The sequence below is a fragment of the Deinococcus radiodurans R1 = ATCC 13939 = DSM 20539 genome (assembly GCF_000008565.1).
Lineage (GTDB): Bacteria > Deinococcota > Deinococci > Deinococcales > Deinococcaceae > Deinococcus > Deinococcus radiodurans.
In genome coordinates this window covers 85,349-109,885 of record NC_000958.1, presented here as the reverse complement: position 1 = coordinate 109,885, position 24,537 = coordinate 85,349, and the positions used below count along the sequence as shown (strand labels likewise).

General features: G+C 65.7%; 18 protein-coding genes and 2 pseudogenes. 11 read left to right on the top strand and 9 right to left on the bottom strand.

The features are described from left to right. Nucleotide 1 precedes the first annotated feature (1 nt). The 6 genes from DR_RS15905 to kdpB form a co-directional block, all read right to left on the bottom strand. The gene (locus DR_RS15905) at nt 2-1,552 is read right to left on the bottom strand and encodes a hypothetical protein (RefSeq protein ID WP_034351230.1); all 1,551 of its coding nucleotides are present in this window, start codon (nt 1,550-1,552) and stop codon (nt 2-4) included. Nucleotides 1,553-1,763: 211 nt separating this feature from the next. After that, nucleotides 1,764-2,861: a sensor protein KdpD gene (locus DR_RS15900; RefSeq protein ID WP_010883956.1), complete on the bottom strand. Its 1,098-nt coding sequence runs from the start codon at nt 2,859-2,861 to the stop codon at nt 1,764-1,766. A 5-nt stretch (nt 2,862-2,866) separates the two neighbouring features. Further along, nucleotides 2,867-3,520: a potassium-transporting ATPase subunit KdpC gene (gene kdpC / locus DR_RS15895; RefSeq protein ID WP_010883955.1), complete on the bottom strand. Its 654-nt coding sequence runs from the start codon at nt 3,518-3,520 to the stop codon at nt 2,867-2,869. 130 nt (nt 3,521-3,650) lie between these two features. Continuing rightward, nucleotides 3,651-5,357 carry a potassium-transporting ATPase subunit KdpA gene (gene kdpA, locus DR_RS15890; RefSeq protein WP_010883954.1) on the bottom strand — a complete coding sequence of 569 codons (1,707 nt, stop codon included), beginning with the start codon at nt 5,355-5,357 and terminating at the stop codon, nt 3,651-3,653. Between the two features lie 2 nt (nt 5,358-5,359). After that, the gene (kdpF, locus tag DR_RS17270; RefSeq protein ID WP_227086055.1) at nt 5,360-5,440 is read right to left on the bottom strand and encodes a K(+)-transporting ATPase subunit F; all 81 of its coding nucleotides are present in this window, start codon (nt 5,438-5,440) and stop codon (nt 5,360-5,362) included. 523 nt (nt 5,441-5,963) lie between these two features. Next, nucleotides 5,964-7,991: a potassium-transporting ATPase subunit KdpB gene (kdpB, locus tag DR_RS15880; RefSeq protein ID WP_010883953.1), complete on the bottom strand. Its 2,028-nt coding sequence runs from the start codon at nt 7,989-7,991 to the stop codon at nt 5,964-5,966. Between the two features lie 140 nt (nt 7,992-8,131). On the opposite strand from kdpB, the gene DR_RS15875 reads away from it, so the two are divergent. Together DR_RS15875 and DR_RS15870 are read left to right on the top strand one after the other, a co-directional pair. Then, nucleotides 8,132-9,679, top strand: a complete 1,548-nt coding sequence (locus DR_RS15875) for a sensor histidine kinase (RefSeq protein WP_034351346.1) — start codon at nt 8,132-8,134, stop codon at nt 9,677-9,679. Continuing rightward, entirely contained in the window at nt 9,672-10,301 is a 630-nt protein-coding gene (locus tag DR_RS15870) for a response regulator (RefSeq protein WP_010883952.1), read from the top strand. The genes DR_RS15875 and DR_RS15870 overlap by 8 nt, the downstream gene beginning before the upstream one ends. Nucleotides 10,302-10,335: 34 nt before the next feature. Here the strand turns inward: DR_RS15870 and DR_RS15865 are convergent, their stop codons facing one another. Then, nucleotides 10,336-11,088 (bottom strand): SDR family oxidoreductase, encoded by a 753-nt coding sequence (locus tag DR_RS15865; RefSeq protein WP_162177797.1) that lies wholly within the window; start codon nt 11,086-11,088, stop codon nt 10,336-10,338. 235 nt (nt 11,089-11,323) lie between these two features. Between DR_RS15865 and menC the strand changes: the two genes are divergently transcribed. From menC to DR_RS15845, 3 genes and pseudogenes are all read left to right on the top strand, one after another. Further along, nucleotides 11,324-12,511, top strand: coding sequence for an o-succinylbenzoate synthase (gene menC, locus DR_RS15860; protein WP_010883950.1), 1,188 nt, complete (start codon nt 11,324-11,326; stop codon nt 12,509-12,511). An 18-nt stretch (nt 12,512-12,529) separates the two neighbouring features. Further along, nucleotides 12,530-13,407: pseudogene (locus DR_RS15855) on the top strand (ABC transporter substrate-binding protein). Next, entirely contained in the window at nt 13,404-14,162 is a 759-nt protein-coding gene (locus DR_RS15845; protein ID WP_034351130.1) for a GNAT family N-acetyltransferase, read from the top strand. Before DR_RS15855 ends, DR_RS15845 begins: the two are co-directional and overlap by 4 nt. 68 nt (nt 14,163-14,230) lie before the next feature. Here DR_RS15845 and DR_RS15840 read toward each other — a convergent pair whose 3' ends face one another. Further along, the gene (locus tag DR_RS15840; RefSeq protein WP_010884014.1) at nt 14,231-15,049 is read right to left on the bottom strand and encodes a DeoR/GlpR family DNA-binding transcription regulator; all 819 of its coding nucleotides are present in this window, start codon (nt 15,047-15,049) and stop codon (nt 14,231-14,233) included. Between the two features lie 259 nt (nt 15,050-15,308). Here DR_RS15840 and ptsP point away from each other — a divergent pair. The 6 genes and pseudogenes from ptsP to DR_RS15810 all read left to right on the top strand — a co-directional run bounded on the left by ptsP (nt 15,309) and on the right by DR_RS15810 (nt 22,263). Further along, nucleotides 15,309-17,788 (top strand): annotated as a pseudogene (gene ptsP / locus DR_RS15835) (phosphoenolpyruvate--protein phosphotransferase). A gap of 1 nt (nt 17,789) precedes the next feature. Then, complete coding sequence (pfkB, locus tag DR_RS15830; RefSeq protein WP_010884013.1) at nt 17,790-18,737, top strand: 1-phosphofructokinase; 948 nt, start codon at nt 17,790-17,792, stop codon at nt 18,735-18,737. A gap of 138 nt (nt 18,738-18,875) precedes the next feature. Next, nucleotides 18,876-20,672 (top strand): PTS fructose-like transporter subunit IIB, encoded by a 1,797-nt coding sequence (locus tag DR_RS15825; RefSeq protein WP_010884012.1) that lies wholly within the window; start codon nt 18,876-18,878, stop codon nt 20,670-20,672. A gap of 47 nt (nt 20,673-20,719) precedes the next feature. Next, nucleotides 20,720-21,061, top strand: coding sequence for an FAD-dependent oxidoreductase (locus DR_RS15820; RefSeq protein WP_010884011.1), 342 nt, complete (start codon nt 20,720-20,722; stop codon nt 21,059-21,061). A gap of 90 nt (nt 21,062-21,151) precedes the next feature. Next, nucleotides 21,152-21,403, top strand: coding sequence for a PqqD family protein (locus DR_RS15815; protein WP_010884060.1), 252 nt, complete (start codon nt 21,152-21,154; stop codon nt 21,401-21,403). Next, nucleotides 21,400-22,263, top strand: coding sequence for a hypothetical protein (locus tag DR_RS15810; protein WP_010884063.1), 864 nt, complete (start codon nt 21,400-21,402; stop codon nt 22,261-22,263). Before DR_RS15815 ends, DR_RS15810 begins: the two co-directional genes overlap by 4 nt. A gap of 35 nt (nt 22,264-22,298) precedes the next feature. Here DR_RS15810 and DR_RS15805 read toward each other — a convergent pair whose 3' ends face one another. Next, complete coding sequence (locus DR_RS15805) at nt 22,299-24,533, bottom strand: S8 family serine peptidase (protein ID WP_010884010.1); 2,235 nt, start codon at nt 24,531-24,533, stop codon at nt 22,299-22,301. Between the last annotated feature and the right edge of the window lie 4 nt (nt 24,534-24,537).

Below are 24,537 nucleotides of genomic sequence, written 5' to 3'. Positions count from 1 at the left end.
CTCAGCGGTCGCGGGTGTAAGTCGAGCTGCCAATGTACAGCATGTCGTCGTTGTAGCGGGCAAAGAACAGCCGGCGTTCCTGACTGGCCGAGCCCCTGAGGGTGATGCCGTAGCCACTGACACTGTAGGTGCCGCCGCTTGCCCTGCTGCTGCCGACAGTGACTGACGAGTCACCACCGCCGCCGAAGCTGCCGCCCGTGAACGTGCCGTCTGGCCGGAAGGTATACGTGCCGCTGCTCACCACAATGGTGTCGCCGCCTAGCGAGGTGGTGCCGCCGCCGGAGATGGTCTCGAATGTCCCCGACAACCGCGTGCCGGCGGGTAGGGCCTTGGGCGCGCCCTTGACGATGAAGGTGTCAGTTCTGCCGTCGCTCCATTTGATCGTGAAATTGTTGCCCTGGCGGGTCCACTTGCCCCATTTCTGCGGCTCAAGCTGCCGCGAGAGCTTGAAGTTGAACGACGTGGGCGCCCAATAAGGATCATTGAACACGGTGCCGTCTTTCAGAAACAGCGAGACAGGATAGGTGGTGATCGTCATCCCCCCGACGCCAACGGCGCTGGATTGCTCCATGTACGCGCCCAGAATCTCGCTGTCTTTCAGGCCCTGGCCGGCAGGCACCAGAAACTTCTCGTAGGGCTGGGACTTGAACTGCCACGCCGCGTCCACGACGGCCAGGGTAGATTTTTTGAACTGGGCGCTCTGGCCGGCGCTCAAAACCACGCAGTCTTCCAGCACGACACCCAGGCTGGCGTCGAACTCACGAATCCGCCCAGCCACCGTGACTTGCCCCTGGGGCGGATCGGCGGCGTCGTTGTGCATGTCGTAGCAATACACGTCGTACCTGACTTCGCGGCGGTCGTCGGCCTGCGTGATGGAGCGCCTGCGCTTGGTCGTGCCGCTCACCACGATCACCTTGCCCAGCGTTTGCAATTTTTTCAGGCCGGCAGCCTCCTGAGCACGGGTTCCGGCGCTCCGCAGCGGCGCGACCGTTTGGGCCATGAGCGAAGAGAGTTGCGCCACGCTGTAAACGGTGACGCTGGCCCCGGCGCTGCTACCACTTCCACTGGCCGCCGTTGTTCCGCTTGGCCCTCTACCTACAGTGAGCAGCGCCGCGAGGTTGGGCACCTTCTTTCGCACATCGAAGGTATCGGATGAAAACTGGGTTGCCAAGGCCGGGCAGGCCTGACTGGCCGGCCCCAGCTTTTGCAGCGCGGTATCCAAGACCGCCAGCTGGCCGCTTATCTCCTGGCGCAGCGCTTTGACCTGATCAGTCCCGAACTTTTTACCGAGCTGCGCCTCGAACGTGCCGAGGTTTTGGGCCGCAAGCCACGCCGCGTAGCTTTGGTTGACCCTGACGGCGCTGGCCGGGTCGCGTTTCACGCAGCTGTCCCGGATGAACGTGGCGCTGAGGTACATCGTGTAGGCGGTGCTTATCGCTTCGAGGTCCGCCTGCGCCTGAGCCGTCTGTGGCTGGGGCCTCTGAGCGAGCCCAGTCGGGAAGGCAGAGGCCAGAGTCAGGCCCATGGTCAGCAGAACACGGCGGGACAACATAGTCCACTGTACACATGGTGGGTTTCGGCGGGGTCAGAAATGAAGCGGACGGCTTGAGACGACTTTCATGCAGCGCGGAGCCGATACGCGCCTGCCTTCATCCAACAGGGTAAACGTTCAGTTCGTCGGCATTTTGACCGCAGTCTGAATAGCGCGACTCCTCCATCTGGATGGCCCATTGGCGAATACAGGCCACCTCCTGACATAAATGCTAATCCCGGCTGATGACATGAACGTCCATGCCCTGCGTCCCGCGCAGCACGTACTTGATGATGTCGCCGCGCAACAGCTCGGCCCAGCGGCTGCGGCTGGTCTCCCCCATCACGATCTGGGTGGCGTGAACGGCGCGGGCGTAGGCGACCAGTGTGGCGCCCACCGTCCCGACGTTGTCCAGCACCCGGAATCCTCCGCCGAGGGCCTCGGTGATTTCGCGGCAGGTGTCGAGCATCCGCGAGGCCTCGGGCGTCAGGCGGGCCGGGCGCACCGTGACCACGTGCAGCTCACCGCGCAGGCGCTCGGCGAGTTGCCCACCCCGGCGAATCAGGCGGGCCGCCGTGCCCTCCGCCGCCATCGCCACCACGACCACCTCGTGCGCGGCGGGCTGGCCCTCGGGCACCTCCAGCTCCACCGCCTGCGCTACATGCCGCAGCGCAATTTCGCGCAGCGCGGTCAGGTTGGGCAGAGTGAAAAAGTTGCCCAGCGCCTGCTCCACTTTCTCGGGCGCGTAGATTTTCCCGGCCCGCAACCGCTCACGCAGGTCCTCGGGCGGCAGGTCAATCAGAACCAGTTCGTCGGCGTCATGCAGCACGAAATCCGGCACCCGCTCGCGTACCCGCACCCCGGTCAGGCGCGCCACCGTGTCGTTCAGCGATTCGAGGTGCTGCACGTTCATGGTGGACAGGACGTGAATGCCGGCGTCGCGCAGCGCTTCCACATCCTGCCAGCGCTTCTCGTGCGGGCTGCCGGGCGCGTTGGTGTGGGCCAGTTCGTCAATCAGGACGATGAAGGGGTTGCGGGCAATCAGGCCCTCCACGTCGAGTTCGCTCAGGGTCACGTTGCCATGCACGATCTCGCGCCGGGGAAAAACGGGCAGGCCCTCGGCGGCCTGCAGGGTTTCGCGCCGCCCGTGGGTTTCCAGCACGCCGACCAGCGCGTCCTCGCCGCGTTCCAGCCGCTCACGCAGCTCGTTCAGGGCGCGGTAGGTCTTGCCCACGCCCGCCGCCATGCCGATGAAAATGCGGTGGGTGCCGCGCTCAGGCTGTGGCGACTGCGAGTCGCGGGGGAGGGTCAGGCGGATGGGTTCGGACATCGTGTTTACTGCCCGTCCAGGCTCAAATTCACCGCCAGCACATTCACGCGCGGCTCGCCCAGCAGTCCCAGATCACGGCCTTTCAGGTGGGCTCGGATGACCTTTTCCACCCCGGCGGGCTGCATGCCCCGCGCCTGAGCAATCCGGTTCACCTGCAAAAGTGCCGTCGCCAGCGTCACGTCGGGGTCCAGGCCGCTGGCCGAGGCGGTCACGGCGTCTATCGGCACCGGCACGTCCGCGCCCAGGCCGTTTTCCTGGCGGAAGGCGGCGATGCGCCCTTGCACCGCGCCCTGCAACTTGGCGTTGGTGGGGCCCCAGTTGCTGGCGCCGGAGTTCTCGGCGTTGTAGGGCTCGGGGCCGCTGCCGTCGGTCTTGCTCGTCATGGAGGGGCGGCCATGCAGGTAGCGCGGCGCAGTGAAGTTCTGGCCCAGCACCGCCGAGCCGACCACCTGGCCGTTCCGGGTCACCAGGCTGCCGCCCGCCTGATTGGGGAAAGCGGCGCCCGCGACCACGGTGGTCAGCAGCGGATAGGCCAGGCCGCACACCAGCATGAACAGCACGGCGGCCAGCAGTGCACTGAGCAGCAGCCGGGGCAGCGGCGTGGGGCGCTCGGCAGGGAGGGGGGCGGAGTTCTGGAGGTTGGCATTAGGGGTGGTCATTTTGATTACTCCTTGGAGGTGGTTTTAGCGGTGTGGGTGGGCGATCAAAGACCCCTCACCCCTCGCTTTGCAAGGGCCCTCTCCCCTTGGGAGAGGGAGGGAGCCGCGCCAGCGGCGGAAGGGTGAGGGGTTACTTCAGCACCACGCCCCGCAGCATCTGGAGGTGGTCGGCGACCGGGCCCAGCGTCAGCGCGGGCAGGAAGGTCAGGGCGCCCACGATCAGAATCACGAACACGGTCAGGGCGCCGAACAGCGCGGTGTCGGTGGGCAGGGTGCCGGAGCCGGCGGGCACGCGCCGCTTGGCGGCCAGCATCCCCGCGACCGCCAGCATCGGCAGCAGCGTCAGGTAGCGGCCCATCAACATGCTCAGGCCGATGGTGAGGTTGTAGAAGAAGGTGTTGGCGCTCAGGCCGGCAAAGGCGCTGCCGTTGTTGGCGGTGCCGGAGGTGTAGGCGTACAGGATTTCGGAAAAGCCGTGCGGGCCGGGGTTGTTCAGCGAGTTCAGGGCGCCCGGCAGCACGCAGGCCAGCGCGGTGAAGCCCAGGATGCTCAGCGGGTGCGCCAGTACGGCCAGCATGGTCAGCTTGACCTCCTTGGCCTCGATTTTCTTGCCCAGGAATTCGGGAGTGCGGCCCACCATCAGCCCGGCGATGAACACGCCCAGCACCAGGTACTGCACGAAGTTGATAAAGCCCACGCCCTTGCCGCCGAAGACGTTGTTCAGCATCATTTGCAGCATCGGCACGAAACCGCCCATGCCGGTGTAGGAGTCGTGCATCGAGTCCACGCTGCCGGTGGTCGCGGCGGTGGTGGTGGTAGCGAACAGCGAGGTCTGCGCGATGCCGAAGCGCACTTCCTTGCCTTCCATGTTGCCGCCCGCCTGGGTCGCGGTGATGGCCTGCTCTGCGCCCAGCTTGCTCAGGATGGGGTTGCCGGCCTGCTCGAAGCTGTAGACCGTCCCCAGGAAGCCAACGAACATCACCAGCATCCCGCCGAAGATGACCCAGCCCTGTTTCAGGTTGCCCAGCATCCGCCCGAACACGTAGGTCAGCGCCGAGGGCAGCAGCAGCATGGAAAGGATGTGCAGCGCGTTGGTGAGCGGCGTGGGGTTCTCGAAGGGGTGCGCGGCGTTCATGGAGAAGAAGCCGCCGCCGTTGGTGCCGACGTGCTTGATGCTTTCGAGGCTGGCGACCGGCCCCAGGGCGATGCGCTGCGCCGCGCCTTCCAGCGTGGTGGCGTTGGCGTAAGCACCCAGCGTCTGCGGCATGCCCTGCCAGACGAACACCAGTGCCAGCCCGAAGCAGACCGGCAGCAGTACCCGGTAGATCAGCCGGGTCACGTCCACCCAGAAGTTGCCCAGGTTGGTGCCGTCACGCCCGGCCAGCCCGCGCATGAACGCCAGCGCCGCCGCAAAGCCGGTGGCCGCCGAGGTGAACATGAAGGTCGTGATGACGGCCATCTGCGAGAAGTACGAGAGGCTCTGCTCGCCGCTGTAGGCCTGCCAGTTGGTGTTGGTCATGAAGCTGACCACGGTGTTCCAGGCCAGATCAGGCGACTGCGCGGCGAGGCCCGCCGGGTTCCAGGGCAACGCCCCTTGCAGCCGAATGAGAAGGTAAGCCAGCAGCAGCATCACCAGGTTGGACACCACGATGGCGAGGCCGTAGCGCTTCCAGTCCATCCGTTCGCGGGGGTTGATGCCGATGACGCGGTAGGTGAGCCGTTCCAGGGCGGTGTCCTTCTGGCCGGTGGCTACGCCATACAGCCAGTTGCCGACCGGAACGACCAGCGCCGCCATGACGCCCAGCAGCACCACGAATTGCAAGAGAGAAGCCGACATGGTTAAAAGTCCTCCGGGCGCAGCAGCGAGTACAGCAGGTAGACGAACAGGGCCAGCGAAATCAGAGCGAGGGCGAGAATCATAGGTTGTCCATGCCTCTGAGGTAAGCGGCGCAGAGGGCGAAAAAGACGACCAGCAGCAGGGGAAGCAGGATGTCCATGAGGATTCCTTTGCAGAACACAAGATTGTGACAAATGGTAAGATTTCTCATCATGCAAGAGAGGTCTCCTGCCGACGTAATACGATGGGTTTTACTTCTTCCAATTGCACTTTTAAGCTCTCTAGTTGCTTATGTAGTTGTTTCCTTTCTTGCCAAACTTACTGGCCCAGGCGGGGTAAGCACACCAAGCTGGTGGATTTTCCTTGTTGCAAATGCAGCGTCGGGTGCAGCACCGGTTTTCGTAGCTCATGTAATGGCTCCAACCCGGAAGGCACAAGTTGCTATTATCATGACTGGAGTGGTTCTACTAATTTTGGTAGGCCTACTGTTAATGGCTTTGGCAAAGAGTTTAGATGTAAGACAATTCATTTTCCCTTTCATAGTCATGTGTGGAGCAGCCATTTGGACAGGAATTTCTCTTCGTAACGAGAACTGACATAAACGCCTCATGACATCAATCCACCGATCAACAAATCGATCAATTTGATGGCGATAAAGGGCACCAGGATGCCGCCGCCGCCGTACACCAGCAGGTTGCGGTTGAGCAGGGCTCCAGCGCTCATCGGCTGGTACGGCACGCCCCGCAGGGCCAGCGGAATCAGCACCGGGATAATCAGCGCGTTGAAAATCACGGCGCTCAGCACGGCACTGGTGGGCGAGTGCAGGCCCATCACGTTCAGCACGCCGAGTTGCGGGTAAGCCGTCACGAACAGCGCGGGCAAGATGGCGAAGTACTTGGCGACGTCGTTGGCGATGGAAAAAGTGGTCAGGGCGCCGCGGGTAATCAGCAGGCCTTTGCCGATTTCCACCACTTCCAGCAGCTTGGTGGGGTCGCTGTCCAAATCCACCATGTTGCCGGCTTCCTTGGCGGCCTGGGTGCCGGAGTTCATGGCGAGGCCCACGTCGGCCTGCGCCAGCGCCGGGGCGTCGTTGGTGCCGTCGCCCATCATGGCGACCAGCTTGCCGCTCGCCTGCTCCTGCTTGATCATCTCCATCTTGTCTTCGGGCGTGGCCTCTGCCAGAAAGCCGTCCACACCGGCCTCTTTGGCAATCGCCTCGGCGGTCAGCGGGTTGTCGCCGGTAATCATGACGGTACGCAGGCCCATGCGCCGCAGCTGCTCGAAGCGCTCGCGGATACCGGGTTTGATGATGTCGGAGAGTGCTACCACGCCCAGCAGTCGGTCGTTTTCGATGACGGTGAGCGGCGTGGCCCCCTGCCGCGACACCTCGTCGGTGATGGCGGCAAGTTCGGGCGGCAGCTGGCCCCCGCGCTCCTGCGCCAGCGCCGAGATGCGGCTGCCCGCGCCCTTGCGGATGGAGGTGCCGGGAAAATCCACGCCGCTCATGCGGGTCTGGGCGGTGAATTCGATGAACTCGGCGCCGGCGGGTTCGGGCGCGTCCACGCCGAGTTGCCGAGCGAGTGCGACGATGCTTTTGCCCTCGGGCGTGGGGTCAGCGAGGCTGCTCAGCAGGGCGGCTTTGGCCAGTTCCGCTTCGGTCACGCCGGGCAGCGGGTGAAACTTCGTCGCCATGCGGTTGCCGATGGTGATGGTGCCGGTCTTGTCGAGCAGCAGCACGTCCACGTCGCCCGCGACTTCCACCGCCTTGCCGCTCTTGGCGATCACGTTGGCCTGCAAAGCCCTATCCATCCCGGCGATGCCGATGGCCGGCAGCAGCCCGCCGATGGTGGTGGGAATCAGGCAGACCAGCAGCGCGATCAGGGTGACCGCCGAAGCCGGCGCACCCGCGTACACCGTGAAGGGGTACAGCGTGACCACCGCCAGCAGGAAAATCAGGGTGAGGCCGGACAGCAGAATAGACAGGGCGATTTCGTTGGGGGTCTTCTGGCGGCTCGCTCCCTCCACCAGCGCGATCATGCGGTCGAGGAAGCTTTCGCCCGCGCCGGAGGTGATTTGAATGACGATGCGGTCGGAGAGCACCTTGGTGCCGCCGGTCACGCCGCTGTGGTCGGTGCCGGCTTCGCGGATAACGGGAGCGCTTTCGCCGGTAATCGCACTCTCGTCCACGCTGGCGAGGCCTTCCACGATTTCGCCGTCGGCGGGAATCATCTCGCCCGCTTCCACGACGACCAGATCGCCGCGTTCCAGGGCGGTGCCCGCGACCAGTTCCTCCTGACCGTTCACCAGCCGCCGGGCTTTGACGTCCTCACGCGCCGAGCGCAGCGACGCCGCCTGTGCCTTACCGCGCGCCTCGGCCATTCCTTCGGCGAAGTTGGCAAACAGCACCGTGAGCAGCAGCAGCAGCGTGATGGCCAGTTCGTAGCCCCACGGCTTGCCGGTGACCAGGTTGGCGACGGTGAGGTAAGCGGTGAGCGCGGTGCCCAGATAGACCACGAACATCACCGGGTTGCGGGCCTGGTCGCGCGGCGAGAGTTTGGCGAAGCTGGCCCGGACGGCGCCGCGCACCAGCTCGGGAGAAAAGATGCTCTGTTTGGGCTGAGGGGCCGTGGTCATGGCCGCCACCGGAAAGAAGAAAGACTCATAGCGCCGTTATGGTCGTCCTGCGGCGCGGAGTGAGGTATCGGCCAGCTGGCTCAGGGCATTGGCCACCTGGCCAATCGTGCGCCGGGGACAGGCGGGCTACGCTGGGGCCCATGAGGACGCGCTGGCCGGAAAGCACAGGAGCATTCGTGCGGGAGCTGTTCCCGCCGCCGCAGTTTCCCCTGAGCGACGGGGTGGTGTGGGGGGTGTCCCTCTCGCTGCTGGTGGTCGTGGTGCTGCTCGACCTCCTGACGCCCGCGTCGTTCGCGCTCGGCACGGTGCTCAGCGCGTCGGTCGCGTTCGCGGCGCTCGGCACGTCGAAAAAGACGGTCTGGCAACTCACCGCGCTGGCGGTGCTGGCGAACGTGGTCGCCGGCTTCTGGAACGGCTCGCGCGACGGCGTGGGGGGCTACCACTTCGCCAACCGCGCCGTGAGCATTCTGGCGGTGGTGCTGGTGGGCTACCTCTCCACCCGCGCCCGCGAAGCCTCCGAGCAGGCGGCGGCGCTCAAGGAAGAGGAGCACCAACTCGCCCGCGAAAAAGCCCGGCGGCAACTCGCCGAGGACCTGGGTGGCCCACTGGGGCAGGCCGAGTTCGTGGAGCGGGCGGCGGCGGCCTTGCAGCGCCTGACCGGGGCGAGCAGCGTGGAAATCGGCGCGGTGGACAAGGCGGTGCTGACGCAGCCCTACGCGCTGGTGCTCGCGCCCGACCTGCCTGCCGCCGAGCGCCCCAGCCGCCTGAACACCCGCATTCCGCTGGAATTTCTGGCGCATCCGGTGGGGGCCGGGGACGTGTGGGCGACCGAGGGCGGCAACGTCCACCTCGCCCGCCTGCGTCGCCCGACCGAGGGCGACTTGCTGCTCATCCTGAACTCGCCGCACAGCGCGCCGGGCGTGACCAGCCTCGCCGTCCGCACCCTGCAACCGCTGCTGGAGCGCACCGCGCTGCTCGACGACCTGCGGCAAAACCGCCAGCAACTCGCCGAGCGCGGTGAACTGCTGCGCGACCTCGTGTACGCTTTCTCGCATGACCTGCGCACGCCGCTGCTGGCGAACGCCATGAACATGAAAGCCGCCCTGAGAGGCGCTTACGGCGAGTTGCCGCCCGCCTACCGCGCCACGCTGGAAAACGGGCTCCAGGCCAACGAAACGCTGCTCGACCTCGCCGACCAGCTCCTGAGCGTCGCCAAGTTCGAGAGCGGCGAGGACGAGGAGCGCGAGCCGGTGCCGCTGCGCGCCGTGGTCCTGAGCGTGGCCGGCGACCTGCGGCCCCGCGCCGAGGCCAGGAACGTCACCGTCGAAACAAATCTCAGCGGCGTGACCGTGCTGGGACGCAAGCACGACCTGCGGCGCGCGGTACAGAACCTGCTCGACAACGCCATCAAGTTCAGCCCGCCGGGCGGGGAAGTCACGCTCTTTCTGACCGGCGACGGCGACGAGGTCACCTTCATCGTGCAAGACAGCGGCCCCGGCATTCCCGCCGAGCAGCAGGCGCGGCTCTTTCAGCGCTTCCGGGGCGCGGGGGCGGGCAGCGGCAGCGGGCTGGGCCTGTACCTCACCCGCCGGATTGCCGAGGCGCACGGCGGCACGGTGCGTTACCGCCGCACGGCGCGGGCGCAGAGCCAGTTCGTGCTGACCCTGCCCGAGGCGCCCCATGCCTGACCCGGTGGGCATCCTGCTCGTTGAGGACCACGCCTTTACCCGCGACGGGCTGCGCGCCACGCTGAACCTCGAACCCGACCTGCGCGTGGTGGCCGAGGCCCGCAGCGGGGAGGAGGCATTGGAAGTCCTCACTGGGCGGCCAGTGGACGTGGCGGTGGTGGATATCGGCCTGCCGGGCATGGACGGCATCGCCACAGCGCGCGAAATCAAGCGCCGCTGGCCGGGGGTCCGCATCGTGATGCTCACCGCCCACGACCTGCGCGAGGAAGTCTTCGCTTCGCTCGCCTCGGGCGCGGACGCCTACTGCCTCAAATCGGCCAGCCCGGACCTGCTGCTGCTGGCGATTCGCGCGGCGGCGGCGGGCAGCGCCTACCTCGATCCGCAGGTGGCGCACCACGTCCTCGGCGGCGTGCGGATGCCTGAAGCCCACTCGCCCCTGACCCCCCGCGAACTCGACATCCTGCGCCTGATTGCCGACGGGCTGCCCAACAAGGACATCGCCGAAGCGCTCGGCGTCAGCGTCAGCACCGTGAAACTGCATATTCAGGACATCCTGCACAGGTTGCAGGCCGCCGACCGCACCCAGGCGGCAGTCAAGGCGCTGCGGGCGGGGCTGCTGTAGTGGCCTTTTGTTGTGGATGGGCAGGCGACGATCTTCAGGAGGTGCGCTGCTCCAGGGCGAACTGCGTAAAGAGCCCCCCGTCCACCCGCAGTTCCACACCATTGAGCCACGAGGCGTCGGGCGAAAGAAGAAAAGCAATAATGGTGGCGATTTCGCGCGGCTGACCGTAGCGGCCCACCACCGCCTTCATGTAATCCATGGCTTCCGCGCCCTGCATCTGCTCCAGATCGCCGAGCATGGGGGTTTCAATTGGCCCCGGCAGCAGGGCATTGACGCGCACGCCGTGCGGCAGCCCGGCGGCCACCCACCCCGGCAGCTCGTCGAGCAGCAGCCGCTTGGACAGCCCGTAGGCGTCCCAGCCTTCGAGGTCCTGCCAGCCGGGGCGCGCAGCGGCGGGATCGTCGCGGATGACGCGGCGTTCCTCCTGCGTCTGGGACGCGAAAAGGGCGGACGTGCTCGACAGCACCACGGCGGCGCTGCCCCGCGCTATCTTCGGAAGCAGACAGCTCACCAGGTCACGGGTCGCTACGTAGTTCAGCTCCATGACGAGGTGCCCCGGCGCCTGACCGGCCACGCCCGCCGAGGCGACCAGACCCCCCAGTGGAGGCAGGCCCGCGATCAGGTCACGCCGCGCCGCCTCATCGGTGAGGTCGGCCACCCGCGTTTCGCCGAGCGGCGAGGGCCGCAGGTCGGAGAGAATCACGTCGTGGCCTCGCTCACGCAGGAGCTGCGCCGTCGCCAGCCCCAGTCCGCTTGCGGCGCCCGTCACCAGAATCGGTGGAGTCATGGGCCACGCTAACATTCCTTGGGAGCCGTCAGGTCATACGAATTGCGGTTGAATCGCTAAAACTTAGCGATGAAACCCGAGCGGGGCGAGTGGCAAAAAATACGTGCTGCGGGAAATGGACTAAAATTCGGCGTTTTTCCGGGTTTTAGGGAATTGGACGCAGCACGTATCAGTTCTCCACATTTTGGACAGCCCCGCCCCCTCTCCCCTCCCCGCCTGGTAAAGAGGAGTCCACATGACGCCCTTTTCGCCCGCTGGCCTGACCCTCGAAAGCGCTGAACTGCGGCTGCTCGAGATGCCGCTCAAGTTCGACTTCGAGACGAGCTTCGGGGTGATGCGCCGCCGCTACGTGCCGCTCCTGACGCTGCGTTCCGGGGGCCTGGAAGGCTACGCCGAGGGGGTGATGGACTTTCTGCCGCTCTACCGGGAAGAAACTGTGGCGGGCGCCGTCGCCTTTGTCGAAGGTCAGCTCTTGCCCCGGCTGCTGGGGCAGCGGTTCGCCACGCCTGAAGCGCTGGCCCTCGAACTCGCGCCCTACCGGGGCAACCGCATGGCGCGGGCGATGGTCGAGATGGCATTCTGGGACCTCTGGGCCAAGGCGCTGCGTCTCCCCCTCTGGCAAGTCTTGGGCGGCGTCCGGCACAAGGTTCCGGTGGGGGTCAGCCTCGGGATTCAGCCGGGTGCCGAGCAGACCGCCGACCTCGCCGCGCGCCACGCCGCCGAGGGCTACCGGCGCATCAAACTCAAAATCAAACCGGGCTGGGACGAACAGCCGGTGGCCGCCGTGCGCGCGGCCCTGCCGGACACCCAGCTCACCGTCGATGCCAACAGCGCTTACACCCTCGCCGACGCCTCGGCCCTGCAACGCCTGGACGGCTACGGCCTGAAGTACATCGAGCAGCCGCTCGCCTTCGACGACCTGCTCGACCACGCCGCCCTGCAAAAAAACCTGCGTACTCCGCTGTGTCTCGACGAGAGCATCACCAGCGCCCGCGACACGCGTCAGGCGCTCAGCATCGGGGCGGGGCGCGTCATCAACCTGAAGGTGGCGCGGGTGGGCGGGCACCTCGAAGCCCGCCGGATTCACGACCTCACGCTGGCGTTCGACGCCTCGCTGTGGTGCGGCGGAATGGTGGAAACCGGCATCGGACGCGCCCACAACATCCACCTCTCGACCCTGGAAAACTTCACGCTGCCCGGCGACACGAGCTCGGCGAGCCGCTACTGGGAGCGCGACATCATTCAGGAGCCGCTTGAAGTCGAGCGTGGGGAAATGCCGGTTCCCCCCGGCCCCGGCATCGGGGTGAGCCTAGACCCGCAAGCCCTCGCGGGAGTTACGCGCTGGACCAGGGAGATTCAGGCCGGTCAAACGCCCTTTATAGACGCTCTGCCTCATCAGCCGCCCGCCGATGAGGTGTACTGAAGGCCCAGGAGGTCTGTCATGAACCGTTCCTACGCTGTCCTCGCCGCCCTTGCTTGCTTGACCCTCACCACCGCCTCCGCTGCGCCGCGCACCTGGCAGCAAATCAAGGACTCCGGCACCCTGCACCTGGCGACCGAAGGGACTTTTCCGCCCTTCAACGCGTATGCCGGCAAGCAGCTGGTGGGCTTTGAAATCGACCTCGGCAACGCCCTGGGCCGCACGCTGGGCGTCAAGGTGGAGTGGGTGACGCAGCCTTTCGACACCCTGCTCATCGGCCTGAACCAGGGGCGTTACGACGCGGTGCTCGCTTCTCACGCCATCACGCCCGAGCGGGAAAAAGCGGTGGACTTCTTGAAGCCCCATTACTGCTCCACGGTCAACATCGTGGCGAAAAAGGGTGGACCGACGACCCGCGCCGCGCTCAGGGGCAAAAGTGTGGGCAGTCAGGTGGGCACCGCGCAGTTGCCCGTGTTGCGCCAGATTCCCGGCATCGCGGACGTGCGGACCTATCCCAACGACCAGACCGTGCTCACGGCCCTGATGTCGGGGCGGGTGGACGCCTGGTCGAGCAACGGCCCGGTGGTGGCCTACATGCTCAAGCAGGCGAAATTGCAAGACAAAGTGGTGATCCCTTTAGTGAGGGTTAATTGCGGCCGCGAATTCTTGAAGACGAAAGGGACGGCCCGGTGGTGGCCTACATGCTCAAGCAGGCGAAATTGCAAGACAAAGTGGTGATCGGCGAGGCGATTTCTAAGGAGCGCAACGCAGGCGCCGTCGCCAAAGGCAACAAGACCCTGCACGACGCCCTCAACCAGGCGCTGAGCAAGGTCATGGCCGACGGCACCTATGCCAAGCTCAGCGCGCAGTGGTTCGGTCAGGACATCCGGTGCAAATGAAGGCCCGGGTTCGTGAGCTCCGGGGCACCGCCGAACTCCTGGCCGCCGAAGACCTGCAATTTCTCGTGTGGGGCGGCTCGGAACGCGATATTTTTCCCCGGGACGCCATGCGGGCGCTGGAGCATATCGGTGGCCTGGTGGCCGGCGCCTTCAGCAGCGATGCGGGCGAACTCGTCGGCCTGGTGGTCGGCTTGCCCACAGCCCAGAGCCATGTGCAGCACTCGCACCTGTTGGCGGTGCATCCGGCCTGGCGCGGAACCGGCCTGGCCGTAAAGCTCAAGCAGTTTCAGGCCGAGTGGGGCCGGGAGCGGGGCATCACTCAAATCGAGTGGACCTACGACCCGCTGCGGGCCATCAACGCCCAGCTCAACATCCACCGCTTGGGGGCATTCGCCACCACGTACATCGACGATTTCTACGGCGAAATGGGCGGCATCAACGCGGGCATTGCCTCCGACCGCCTCGTCGCCGTGTGGACGCCGGGGAGTCTGCCTGCCCGTCCGCCGCAGGACGCCGAGCTCCCGGCCATCAACGACCCCCGAACGGGAGACTGGCGGCCAGGAGCGGAGGAAGCGCCCGCCGTGTTGCTGCACATTCCCGCCGACCTGCCGGGACTTCTCGACGAGCATCCCGAGCAGGCCGTGACCTGGCGCCAGCAGACTCGGGGGGCATTTCACGCGCTGTTCGGGCGCGGCTACCGGGTCTGCGACTTTCGGCGGGGCGCGCAGCCGGCTTATGTGCTGACGGCTGGGTAAAGCCATGAGCCGCGACTGCGGAGGTGCGCCACCTAGATTTCAGCTTCAGACCCACCTTTCAACGTATCTCAATCTGCGGACAGTTCCCTGGCTGAGGCGTCCGCTTCGAGCACCGTCACCCCGGCCTGCTCAAAAGCGGCCCGCGCGGTGGCGGGCGCTCGGTCAGTCACCCAGGCGCTGACCTCAGCGAAGCCGGCGAACGGCGCGAAGCCCGGCGGCCCCCATTTGCTCTGGTCGGCGATAAGCACGCTGCGGCGTGACTGGCGCAGAATGGAAGCCTTTTGCTGCGCCTCGACGCTGTTGGAGTTGGTGAGGCGGCCCGCCGGGTCGATGCTGGTGCAACTGACGAAAAACAGGTCGTAGTTGTAGCGCGACACCGTGCTCAGCGCGTCTGGGCCGGTCAGACTGTAGGTGCTGCCGTAGACCTCGCCCCCCACCACGTAGAGCGCGCATTCGCCGTTGAGCACGTAGGCCACGTCAATGCCGTGAGTCACCACCCGCAGTGTCCGCGTCAGCTGGGGAGTGCGCTGCAACGCTTCGGCGAGCGCGAGCGCGGTGGTGCCTGCGTCGAGGTAGAGGGTCTGCCCCGGCGCGATCAACTCCAGGGCGCGCCCGGCCAGGCGCTGCTTGCCCAGATGATTGACCTGCTGGCGGTCCCGGTAAAACTGGTCCTGATTGAGCGGCGCCTCCGGTTCCGGGGCGGCGAGCGCGGCTCCACCATGCAATTTGCGAATCAGCCCACGCCCGGCGAGGACATCGAGGTCGCGCCGAATGGTCGCGCTGCTGACGCCCAGGAGCTCGGTCAGTGCCGCCGTGCGGAGGGTGCCGCGTTCGGCGAGCAGCTGCACGATGCGCGTCAGGCGCTCCTCGGCAAGGGGGGGACTCATCAGGGCCCATGCTAGCAGTGAAAGCTCAATTTCGCTCAGAAACGTACAGCTTGCGCCAGAGGTTCATCCACATGCGGGATCCTCTGGTGCAGAGATTTTCGCCCGCCGCCCTTCTCTTGCATTCCGATGAATTGGCAGTTATGATCAAAAGCGCTCAAAATCAATCATAAACATTCAGAAGCAGGCAGGCCGAGCGCAGCCAGGGTCATAGGCCCGACAACGTGAATCTGGCAACGCAGATCCGGCAGGGGGAGCAGGCATGATTGAACTTCCGAAACAGCTCGTCAAAGTGGGGGCGCAGGCCGCCGACAAGGCAGACGCCATCGCGCAGGTCGCGGGGCTGCTGGCCGCGAACGGCAACGTGGACCCGGCCTACGTGCAGGGCATGTACGCCCGTGAGACGCAAGCGAACACGTATCTCGGCAACGGCATCGCCATTCCGCACGGCACGCCCGAGTCGCGTCACCTCATTCGTCAGACCGGCATCGCCGTGTTGCAACTGCCGCAGGCGTGGAGTGGGGCGAGGACGCCGACGGCCCGGTGCATCTGGTGGTCGGGATTGCCGCCGCGAGCGACGAACACCTGCAAATCTTGCGCCGCCTGACCCGCGTGCTGGGCGACGAGGCCCTGGTCGAGCGGTTGTGGACCACCACCGACGCCGGAGACCTCATCGAGGCGCTGACCGGCGAGCGGCCCGTCGCAGCTGCGGCGGCGGCTCCGGGCCTGCCGTATTCGGCACAGGTCACGTTGCCCAACCCACAGGGGCTGCACGCCCGCCCCGCGACCCTGCTTGCCGGGATGGTCAAAAAAGCGGGCGCCAAAGCGCGGCTGACCCGGGACGACGGGCGCTCGGCAGACGCGACCAAACTGATGGAACTGCTCAGCCTGGGCCTGACGCGGGGCACGCCGCTCACCGTCAGCACCGACCAGCAGGCGTTGCTCAGGCCGCTGGTGGACGCCATTCAGTCCGGGCTGGGAGACGACCTGAGCGCCGCCGCGCCGCAGGCCGCCGCCCCTCCCACCACGCGCACGCCCGACTGGGTTCCGCAGCAAGTCGGCGCGGCGCTGGAAGGCGTGGGCGCCGCCGACGGGCTGGTGGTCGGCACCACCCGCCAGCATCTGCAACGGTCCCTGACCGTCACCGACGAGCCCGCCGACCCGGCCCAGGGCGCCGCGCAGCTCGACGCCGCCCTGCAAGCCGCCGCCGCCGACCTCGACAGCATGATGGCCGACGTGCACGCCCGCTTCGGCGCCGACAAGGCCGCCATTTTCGCGGCGCACAAGGAACTGCTCGCCGACGAAGGGACCGTACAGGACGCCGTGTCGCGCATCCTCGACGGCCACGGCCCCGCCTGGGCGTACCAGCAGGCGACGAACGAGCGCATCGCGCAGCTGCAAAAGCTCGACGACCCGGTGCTCGCGGGCCGTGCCAGCGACCTCGGCGACGTGCAGCGCCGGGTGCTGCGTCACCTGCTGGGCTTGGGTGAAGACACCGTACAGACGGGCGCGGCGCCGGTCATCCTGCTCGCTCCCGACCTCACGCCGAGTGACACCGCCCGCCTCGGCCCCGATACCCTGCTGGGCTTTGCCACCGCGCAGGGCGGGCCGACCAGCCACACCGCCATCATCGCGCGGGGGCTGGGGCTGCCCGCCATCGTGGCGGCGGGAGCTGGCGTGCTGGAGGTGCCCGACGGAACCCTGGCGATTCTGGACGGCTCGGCGGGGCGGCTCTACCTCAACCCTTCAGAGAATGACGTGCAGGCCGCCCGCGAGCGCATGGCCGTGCTCACCGCCGAGCGCGAAGCCGCCCGCGCCGCGCGCCACCAGCCGGGCGGCACCCGCGACGGCGTGCGGGTCGAAATCGCCGCCAACATCAACCGGGCGGCGGACGCTGCCGGGGCGCTCGACGCCGGGGCCGAGGGCGTGGGCCTGATGCGCACCGAGTTTCTCTTTCTGGAACGCGACAGCGCCCCGAGCGAGGCCAACCAAGAGCAGGAATACCGCGCGATGGCGGCGGCGCTGGGAGAGCGCCCACTGATTATCCGCACGCTCGACATCGGCGGCGACAAGGAAGTGCCTTACCTGGGACTGGCGCGCGAGGACAACTCGTTTCTGGGGATGCGCGGCATCCGGCTGTGTTTCGAGCGGCCCGACCTCTTCCTGCCGCAACTGCGGGCGATTGCGCGGGTGGCGAAGGACCATCCCAACGTCCACGTCATGTTCCCGATGATCGCCACGCTCGAAGACTTCCGCCGTGCCCGCGCCATTCTGGATGAGGTGCGTGCCGAAGTCGGTGCCCCGCACATCCCGCTCGGCGTGATGATCGAGGTGCCCTCGGCGGCGCTGCTGGCTGAGGCGCTCGCGCCCGAGGTGGACTTTTTCAGCGTGGGCACCAACGACCTGACGCAGTACACCCTGGCGATGGACCGCCTGCACCCGCAGCTCGCTCGGCAGACCGACGCGATGCATCCCGCCGTCCTGTGGCTCATCAAGCGGACGGTGAACGCGGCGCAGCGTCACGGCAAGTGGGTCGGCGTGTGCGGCGGCGCAGCGGGCGACGACGTGGGGGCGCTGGTGCTGACCGGCCTGGGCGTGAAGGAACTGTCGGTGAGCACGCCGCAGGTCGCTGCCGTGAAGGCCGCGCTGCGGGGGCGCTCCAGCCAGGACTTGCAGCAGCTCGCCGCGCAGGCGCTGACCCAGACCGACGCCGCTGCCGTGCGCGCCCTGGTCCGGGGCTGAGATGGGCACGCCGCGTGTGCTGACCCTGACGCTCAACCCCGCGCTCGACCTGACGGTGCGCGCCGACGGCTGGCGGCCCAATACGGTCAACAGCGGGCAGACGCTGCACCTCACGGCGGGCGGCAAGGGCGTGAACGTCGCGTCCTTCCTGGCCGACTGGGGCCTGCCCGTGACCGCGAGCGGGCTGCTCGGCGAGGACAACGCCGAAGTGTTCGATGCCCTTTTCCGGACCAAGGCCATCACCGACGCCTTCGTGCGGGTGCCGGGGCAAACGCGCGTGGGTGTCAAAATCGTGGACCACGCCGCGCAGCAGACCACCGACATCAACCTGCCGGGCCTGCGGGCGACGCCCGAGCACCTGCGCGAGTTGCACGCCCAACTGGACGCCCTGTGCGAATCCCACGACGCCTTCGTCCTGGCGGGCAGCCTGCCGCCGGGCATTGCGCCGGACTTTTACACCGAGCTGGTGGCGAAGCTGCGCGGCGCGGGCAAATTCGTCGCGCTCGACACCAGCGGCGCGGCCCTCACCGCCGCCCTGACCGCCAACGTGCTGCCCCACCTCGTCAAGCCGAACACCCACGAACTGTCCGCCGCGCTGGGCCGCGAGCTGGGCACGCAGGCCGAGCTGCTCGCCGCTGCCCGTGACCTGTTGGGTCGGGGCGCCGAGTTGGTCGCCATTTCGCAGGGAGAAGACGGCGCGCTGCTCGTGACTCCGGGCGCCACCGTGCAGGCAAAGCCGCCCCACGTTCAGGTCGTCTCCACGGTGGGCGCTGGGGACGCGATGGTGGCGGGCCTCGTCTCCGCCCATCTCGACAGTCTGCCCCTCCCAGACGCCGCCCGCCGCGCCACAAGTTTCAGCGTGAGCACCATCACCCGGCTGGGCGCGCATCTCCCGGCGCGTGACGAGCTCGCCGGGTACGCGGCGCAGGTGACGGTCACTCCTCTCTGATTCGTCCTTTTCCAGTCCTCTCTCCCCCTTTCCTACGAATTTGTTTCTACTCGCAGCCGCTCTGCTGCTCAGCTTTTCAAGTCGGATTGAATCCGGAATGACCGGGTTCAATCGGAAGATGTTTCAGGAGGCCCCACCATGGCAAAACTTGTCGCCGTCACCGCCTGTCCCACCGGCATCGCCCACACCTTTATGGCCGCCGAGGCCCTGCGCCGCGCCGCGCTCGCCGCCGGGCACGACATCCGGGTGGAAACCCAGGGCAGCGTGGGCACCGCCGACGCCCTGACGCCCAGTGAAATTGCCGCCGCCGACGCCGTGATTCTGGCGACCGACGTGCGGGTGGACGAGGCGCGCTTTGCCGGAAAACCCGTCGTGCAGACCAGCACCCAGGACGCCATTCGGAATGCGGCGGGCCTAGTCGCGCAGGCGACGGCGGCGCTGGGCGCGGCGGCCCCCGCAGCCGCCCCCGTCAGCGACGGCAAAAAGTACATCGTCGGCATCACGTCGTGCCCGACCGGCATCGCCCACACCTTCATGGCCGCCGAAGGGCTCGAAGGCGGCGCCAAGTCGCTCGGTTACGACGTGAAAATCGAGACGCAGGGCAGCGTGGGCGCCGGCAACGCGCTGAGCGACGACGATGTTCGCCGCGCCGACGTGGTGGTCATCGCCGCCGACACCAACGTGGACCTGAGCCGCTTTGCCGGCAAACGCGTGTACCAGACCGGCACCAAGCCCGCCATCAAGGACGGCGCGGCGGTCGTCCGCACGGCGCTCGCCGAGGCGCCGGTGTACGGAAGCGGGTCGGCGGCGAGTTCGGGCGACTACGTGGCCGACGCGGCGGCGGCGAAAGCGGCCAAGAACGCGGGCGTGCCGAGCTTCTACAAGCACCTGATGACCGGCGTGAGCCACATGCTGCCCTTCGTGGTGGCGGGCGGGCTGCTCATCGCGCTGGGCTTCGCCTTCGGGTCGTTTCAGTTTGGGGACCAGGGCATTTTCATCTACGAGGACAAGTACGCCGGGACCATCGGCAACCTGCTGTTCAACATCGGGGCGAACGGGGCGTTCAAGCTGTTCGTGCCGGTGCTGGCCGGCTACATCGCCTTTTCGATTGCCGACCGACCGGGGCTGGCGCCGGGCATGGTGGGCGGCCTGATCGCCGCGAACACCGGCAGCGGCTTTCTGGGCGGGATGGTCGCGGGCTTTATCGCCGGGTACTTCGTGCGCTGGCTCAACCGCGCCCTGAAGTTGCCGCGCACGCTCGAAGGCCTCAAGCCCACGCTGCTGCTGCCGCTGCTCGGCACCCTGGTGGTCGGGCTGCTGATGCTGACGGTGGTGGGCAAGCCGGTGGCCGCCGCCCTGACCGCCGTGACGAACTGGCTGCAAGGCCTGGGCCAGGGGTCGGCGGGGCTGCTCGGCGCCCTGCTCGGCGGGATGATGGCCTTCGACATGGGTGGCCCCATCAACAAGGCGGCCTACACCTTCAGCACCGGCCTGCTGACGAACAAGGTCTACGGCCCCATCGCCGCCACGATGGCTGCGGGCATGACGCCCCCGCTGGCGCTGTTTTTCGCCACACAACTGTTCAAGAACCGCTTTACCAAAGATGAGCAGGAAGCGGGCAAGGCGGCAGGCGTGCTGGGCATTTCCTTTATCACGGAAGGCGCCATTCCCTTCGCCGCCCGTGACCCCCTGCGCGTGATTCCGGCGCTGATGGCGGGGTCGGCGGTGGCGGGCTTTATCAGCATGGCGACCGGGTGCCTGCTGCGGGCGCCGCACGGCGGGATTTTCGTGCTGTTTATTCCCAACGCGGTGACCAACCTGCCGATGTACATCGTGGCCATCGTGGCGGGCACGGCTGTGAGCACGCTGCTGCTCGGGCTGCTGAAAAAACCGCTGGCCGTCACGCCCGTGCCGAGCGGTGAAGGAACACTCTGACCCACAGCAATTAACTGAATGAAGTTCCCGCCGAGGCGCGGGCCATTTTGCAGGCCGCCAAGGAAGTGTGCCTCTGGCCGCTGCACGAGCGTGAGCCGGACACCACCTGGAGCCGGGGGCCGCTGGTGCTGCTGGGTGACGCCGGGCACCCCATGCGGCCCCACATGGCGCAGGGCGCGGCGATGGCCATCGAAGACGCGGCGGTGCTGGTGCGCTGCTTGCGGGCGTACGGTGCCGCTGCCGGGGCGGCCTACGACCACTACCAGCAGACGCGGGCGGAGCGGGTGGCGCAGGTCCAAAAAGTGTCTTCCGAAAACAGCTGGATGCGGACGCCGACGGACCCGGAGTGGGTGTTCAGCTATGATGCGCTGCTTGCGCCGCTGCGTTGACCCCGACGGCTTCCCTTTTCGAGCCTTGTCAGCTCAGCCAGAGCAACGGCTTTTCCGGCGCTTTTTTACCCCGCTCGCTATGATGCCCGCATGTGGGAACCCAACTCGGCTGTCCTGACCACCGACCTCGGCGACGAACTCGTTTTGATGGAGCCGGTGCGCAGCGTGATGTTCAGCCTGAACGAAACCGGCAGACTGCTCTGGAACGCGTTGCCCGCCGACGAGACGGCCCTGGGCGAGCTGCTGGCCCGCACCTATGACCTCGCGCCGGCAGACGCCCTGCGCGACGTGCAGAGCTTGATGGCGGCTCTGGCCGAGCGCGGCCTCGTGCAGCCGTCGTGACCTGGCTTTCGCTGGGGCTGGACTTAGAGACTGCACGCTTACCCACTGAACTGGAGCGGCAGTTGCAGGAGCGCTGGCAAACGGTGTCTCTGGTGGACACGCCCCTCAAAGTGATGTGTTTTCCTGGGGAGTTACCGCCCCAACCGGACGTGCCCGCCCAGCAGATCATGGTTTCCAACACAGTCCTCGACATCTGGGCACAGGGAGACGAGCTGTGGCTGGGGAACCACTTACATTTGCAACTCGCCGCCGCGCCGCGCCTGACGGTCCATCTGGCTGCTCCCTCTGAAGCTGCCTGGCTGCTGGCCCTGGCCGAGTTGCAGCGCCTGAGCGGCTGGCTGCCCCTGCACGCCGCGACGGTGGCGCGAGAAAGTAGGGCGGTAGGCATCACGGGCGTAAGCGGCGCGGGCAAAAGCACGGCGGCCCTGCGGCTGGCGGCAGCGGGCCTGAGCGTGCTTGCCGAGGACCAGACCTGGGTGCACGCCGGGTCAGGACGGGTGCTGGGACTCGACCGCTTCCTGCGAACCTACCCGGACAGTCTGGACCGCTTCGCTCCGGGGCTCCGGGCCGCCGCGCAGGGGCAAGACGCCTACGGCAAATGGATGGTGCCCCTCACGCCACCAACGACGCCTGCGACTCTAGACACCCTGCTCGTTTTTGGCCTGCCGCACCACCCTTCACGAGCGGACAGCGTACAGGCACTTTGGGAATGCACTGGCGTGCCGCTGCTGGCGCGCACCCGGCAGGCCAGCGCTCAGGCGGTAAATGAGCTGCTGCGCCGACTGACCGTGCAGGGAACGACGCGGGAAAAAGTTATAGAGCAAACAGAGGAAATGCTACTTAAAAAACAAGCTGGTTGAACTTTTAGGTTCAACCAGCTGTATTATTTTTCAAGTCATTTGAGTTTCAGTTCTATAAAATATTTGTTATCCTTACTATTTGTAAAGCCTCCTGTGTAAGGCTTTTCTCCCTGGGTCGGATTCAGATGGAGATAGGTTCCAGCCTGTAAATAGTAGGTCCCATCTGTAGGCAGCTTAGCTGTAAATTTGTTGTCAACGATTCCCGGTTGGATGACTTTCCCAGCGGAATCCTTAAGAAGATTGCCGGTTGAATCACGAATGTATATTACTCCCCACATATTGCCTATCTTTTCGGTGGGGTGATATTTATCAAAGAGAGCCACTTCTACAGTTTGCCCAGCAGTACCGCTGAATTTGTAAAAGTCGACATCTCCATTGACTGGCGTACAGGAAGAAGAGCAGCTCTCCCTATAAATGAGCGCCGGCTGCGTGCGCATACCAATCGAAATTTGAGTTGCCGTTTCAAGACTGTCGTTCGGCTCATAGGGATCGACCACAGGAGGTGGGGGCTCATAGAACCCTTTATCCAGTGTCACCACGATCGGTTCGGCGTCAGCCAACGTCGTACCGGACGTGATAGTGACTTTGCCCGTATAACTGCCTCGCTCCTTTAGCGCTGTGTCAGCCTTCAGATCAGGGCCACCCACCCGAAGAGTATAGGTTCCAGGCGCCATCGCCGCGAACTGGACCAAACCTTTGGCATTGGTCTGCGCCCCGTAAATCGCCCCATTTTCACCGTCTTTTTCAATAATCACGTCTGAAGGCTGGGTCTGAGTCACGAAGGTGCCGTCGCTTTTCTTAAATTGCACCAGTACCTTAAGGGCGCCGCCTTTTGCCGGCATAGGACCGCTTTGGAGACGTTGAGCCAGTTCTCCCAGTTGAATGCGGCCATACCCTGTCCCCCGGTCAAAACCATTGGGGTTTTCGCCGACGCTTCCGTCAGCCGTCTCTTCCATCAGCCGCCGCACTTGATAGGGGTCGAGCTCTGGGTGGGCACCTAGAATCAGAGCTGCCGTAGCTGCCGTATAAGGTCCAGAGAAGGAAGTTCCACTCATCAGGACGTAGCCACTGCCATCTGGAGGAGTGGCACCCAATTTGCGTGTTCCATCGTCATTAATGAACAGCGGTGAGGCCATGAGGATGTCTGTCCCAGGCGCAGCCACACTGATATGGCGCCCGAAAGAAGAGAAACTCGCTTTAGTATTATTGACAGCCAGGGCCGCAGAAGGAATAACCCCCGCAAAAAGCGCTGGCCGCTGATAATATTCACGCGATTCATTGCCAGCGGAAACTACCACAGTGACGTTTCGTTCCAGAGCGTAGTCCATTGCAGCCTTGATCAGGGGGTCAAAGCCAGCGCCGCCCCAGGAATTGTTCAGGACTTTTGCTCCATTATCTACCATCCATAAGATGGCCTTCGCCACACCAGCAGAGCCGACGCTCCCCGGCTGAAACATGGCCGCCGTGAGGTACTTGGCATCCGGCGCCACTCCAACGACCCCTCGCCCATCACGAGCGGCAGCGATAGTGGAGGTGACGGCAGTACCGTGCTCAATGTTCTCGTCCACCTGATTGTCTACAGGCATCGGCACTGAACCGAAAGCATCAATCGCATCAAGCCAACTTTGCACTGTCGTATAGGTCTTGTCGGCCTTCGGATCGTACGCTTTCCCAGCCCAGTTGGCTCGCAAGTCAGGGTGTGAAACATCAACAGGATCGTCAATCACTCCGACAGTCACGCCACGTCCCGTAAAGCCGGCGTCCCAGGCTGCTTTGGCATTGAGATGCTCGCTATCCAATGCGTACTGCGGCAGAGCGTCGAACACTTGATTGACCGCCAGCGGCGATAATGCAGGCTCCCGAATACTTTTCGTATAGGGTTCCATCTGCATAATTTGCTGGGGAGCTGCGAACGTGACACGGCCTTCTTCATTGAGCTGCCTGGCTTTTTGCAAAGCACTTCCATCACTGAGGTGAAGCACCACAGCGTCAAGCTGCGGCAAACGGTCTATGACGGTCGCCCCCAGCTGGGCTGCCAGGGTTGTGGAGTCCAGCCCGCCCAGGCCGACGACCAATTGATCGCTGACATACTGGGCCCCGCTGTTTGGGTCGAGGATAATGCGCGCTGGATCAATGTCAGGGGTAGGAATGCCACCGGCCTGCATCGGTGAAGAGGTCACTGGTGGGCGGGGATTGACAACGGTGCTCTGCTGCTGGCAAGCCGCCAGAAGAACAGTAAGACTGAGCGCCGCGAGAGAAAGTCTTTTCATAGAA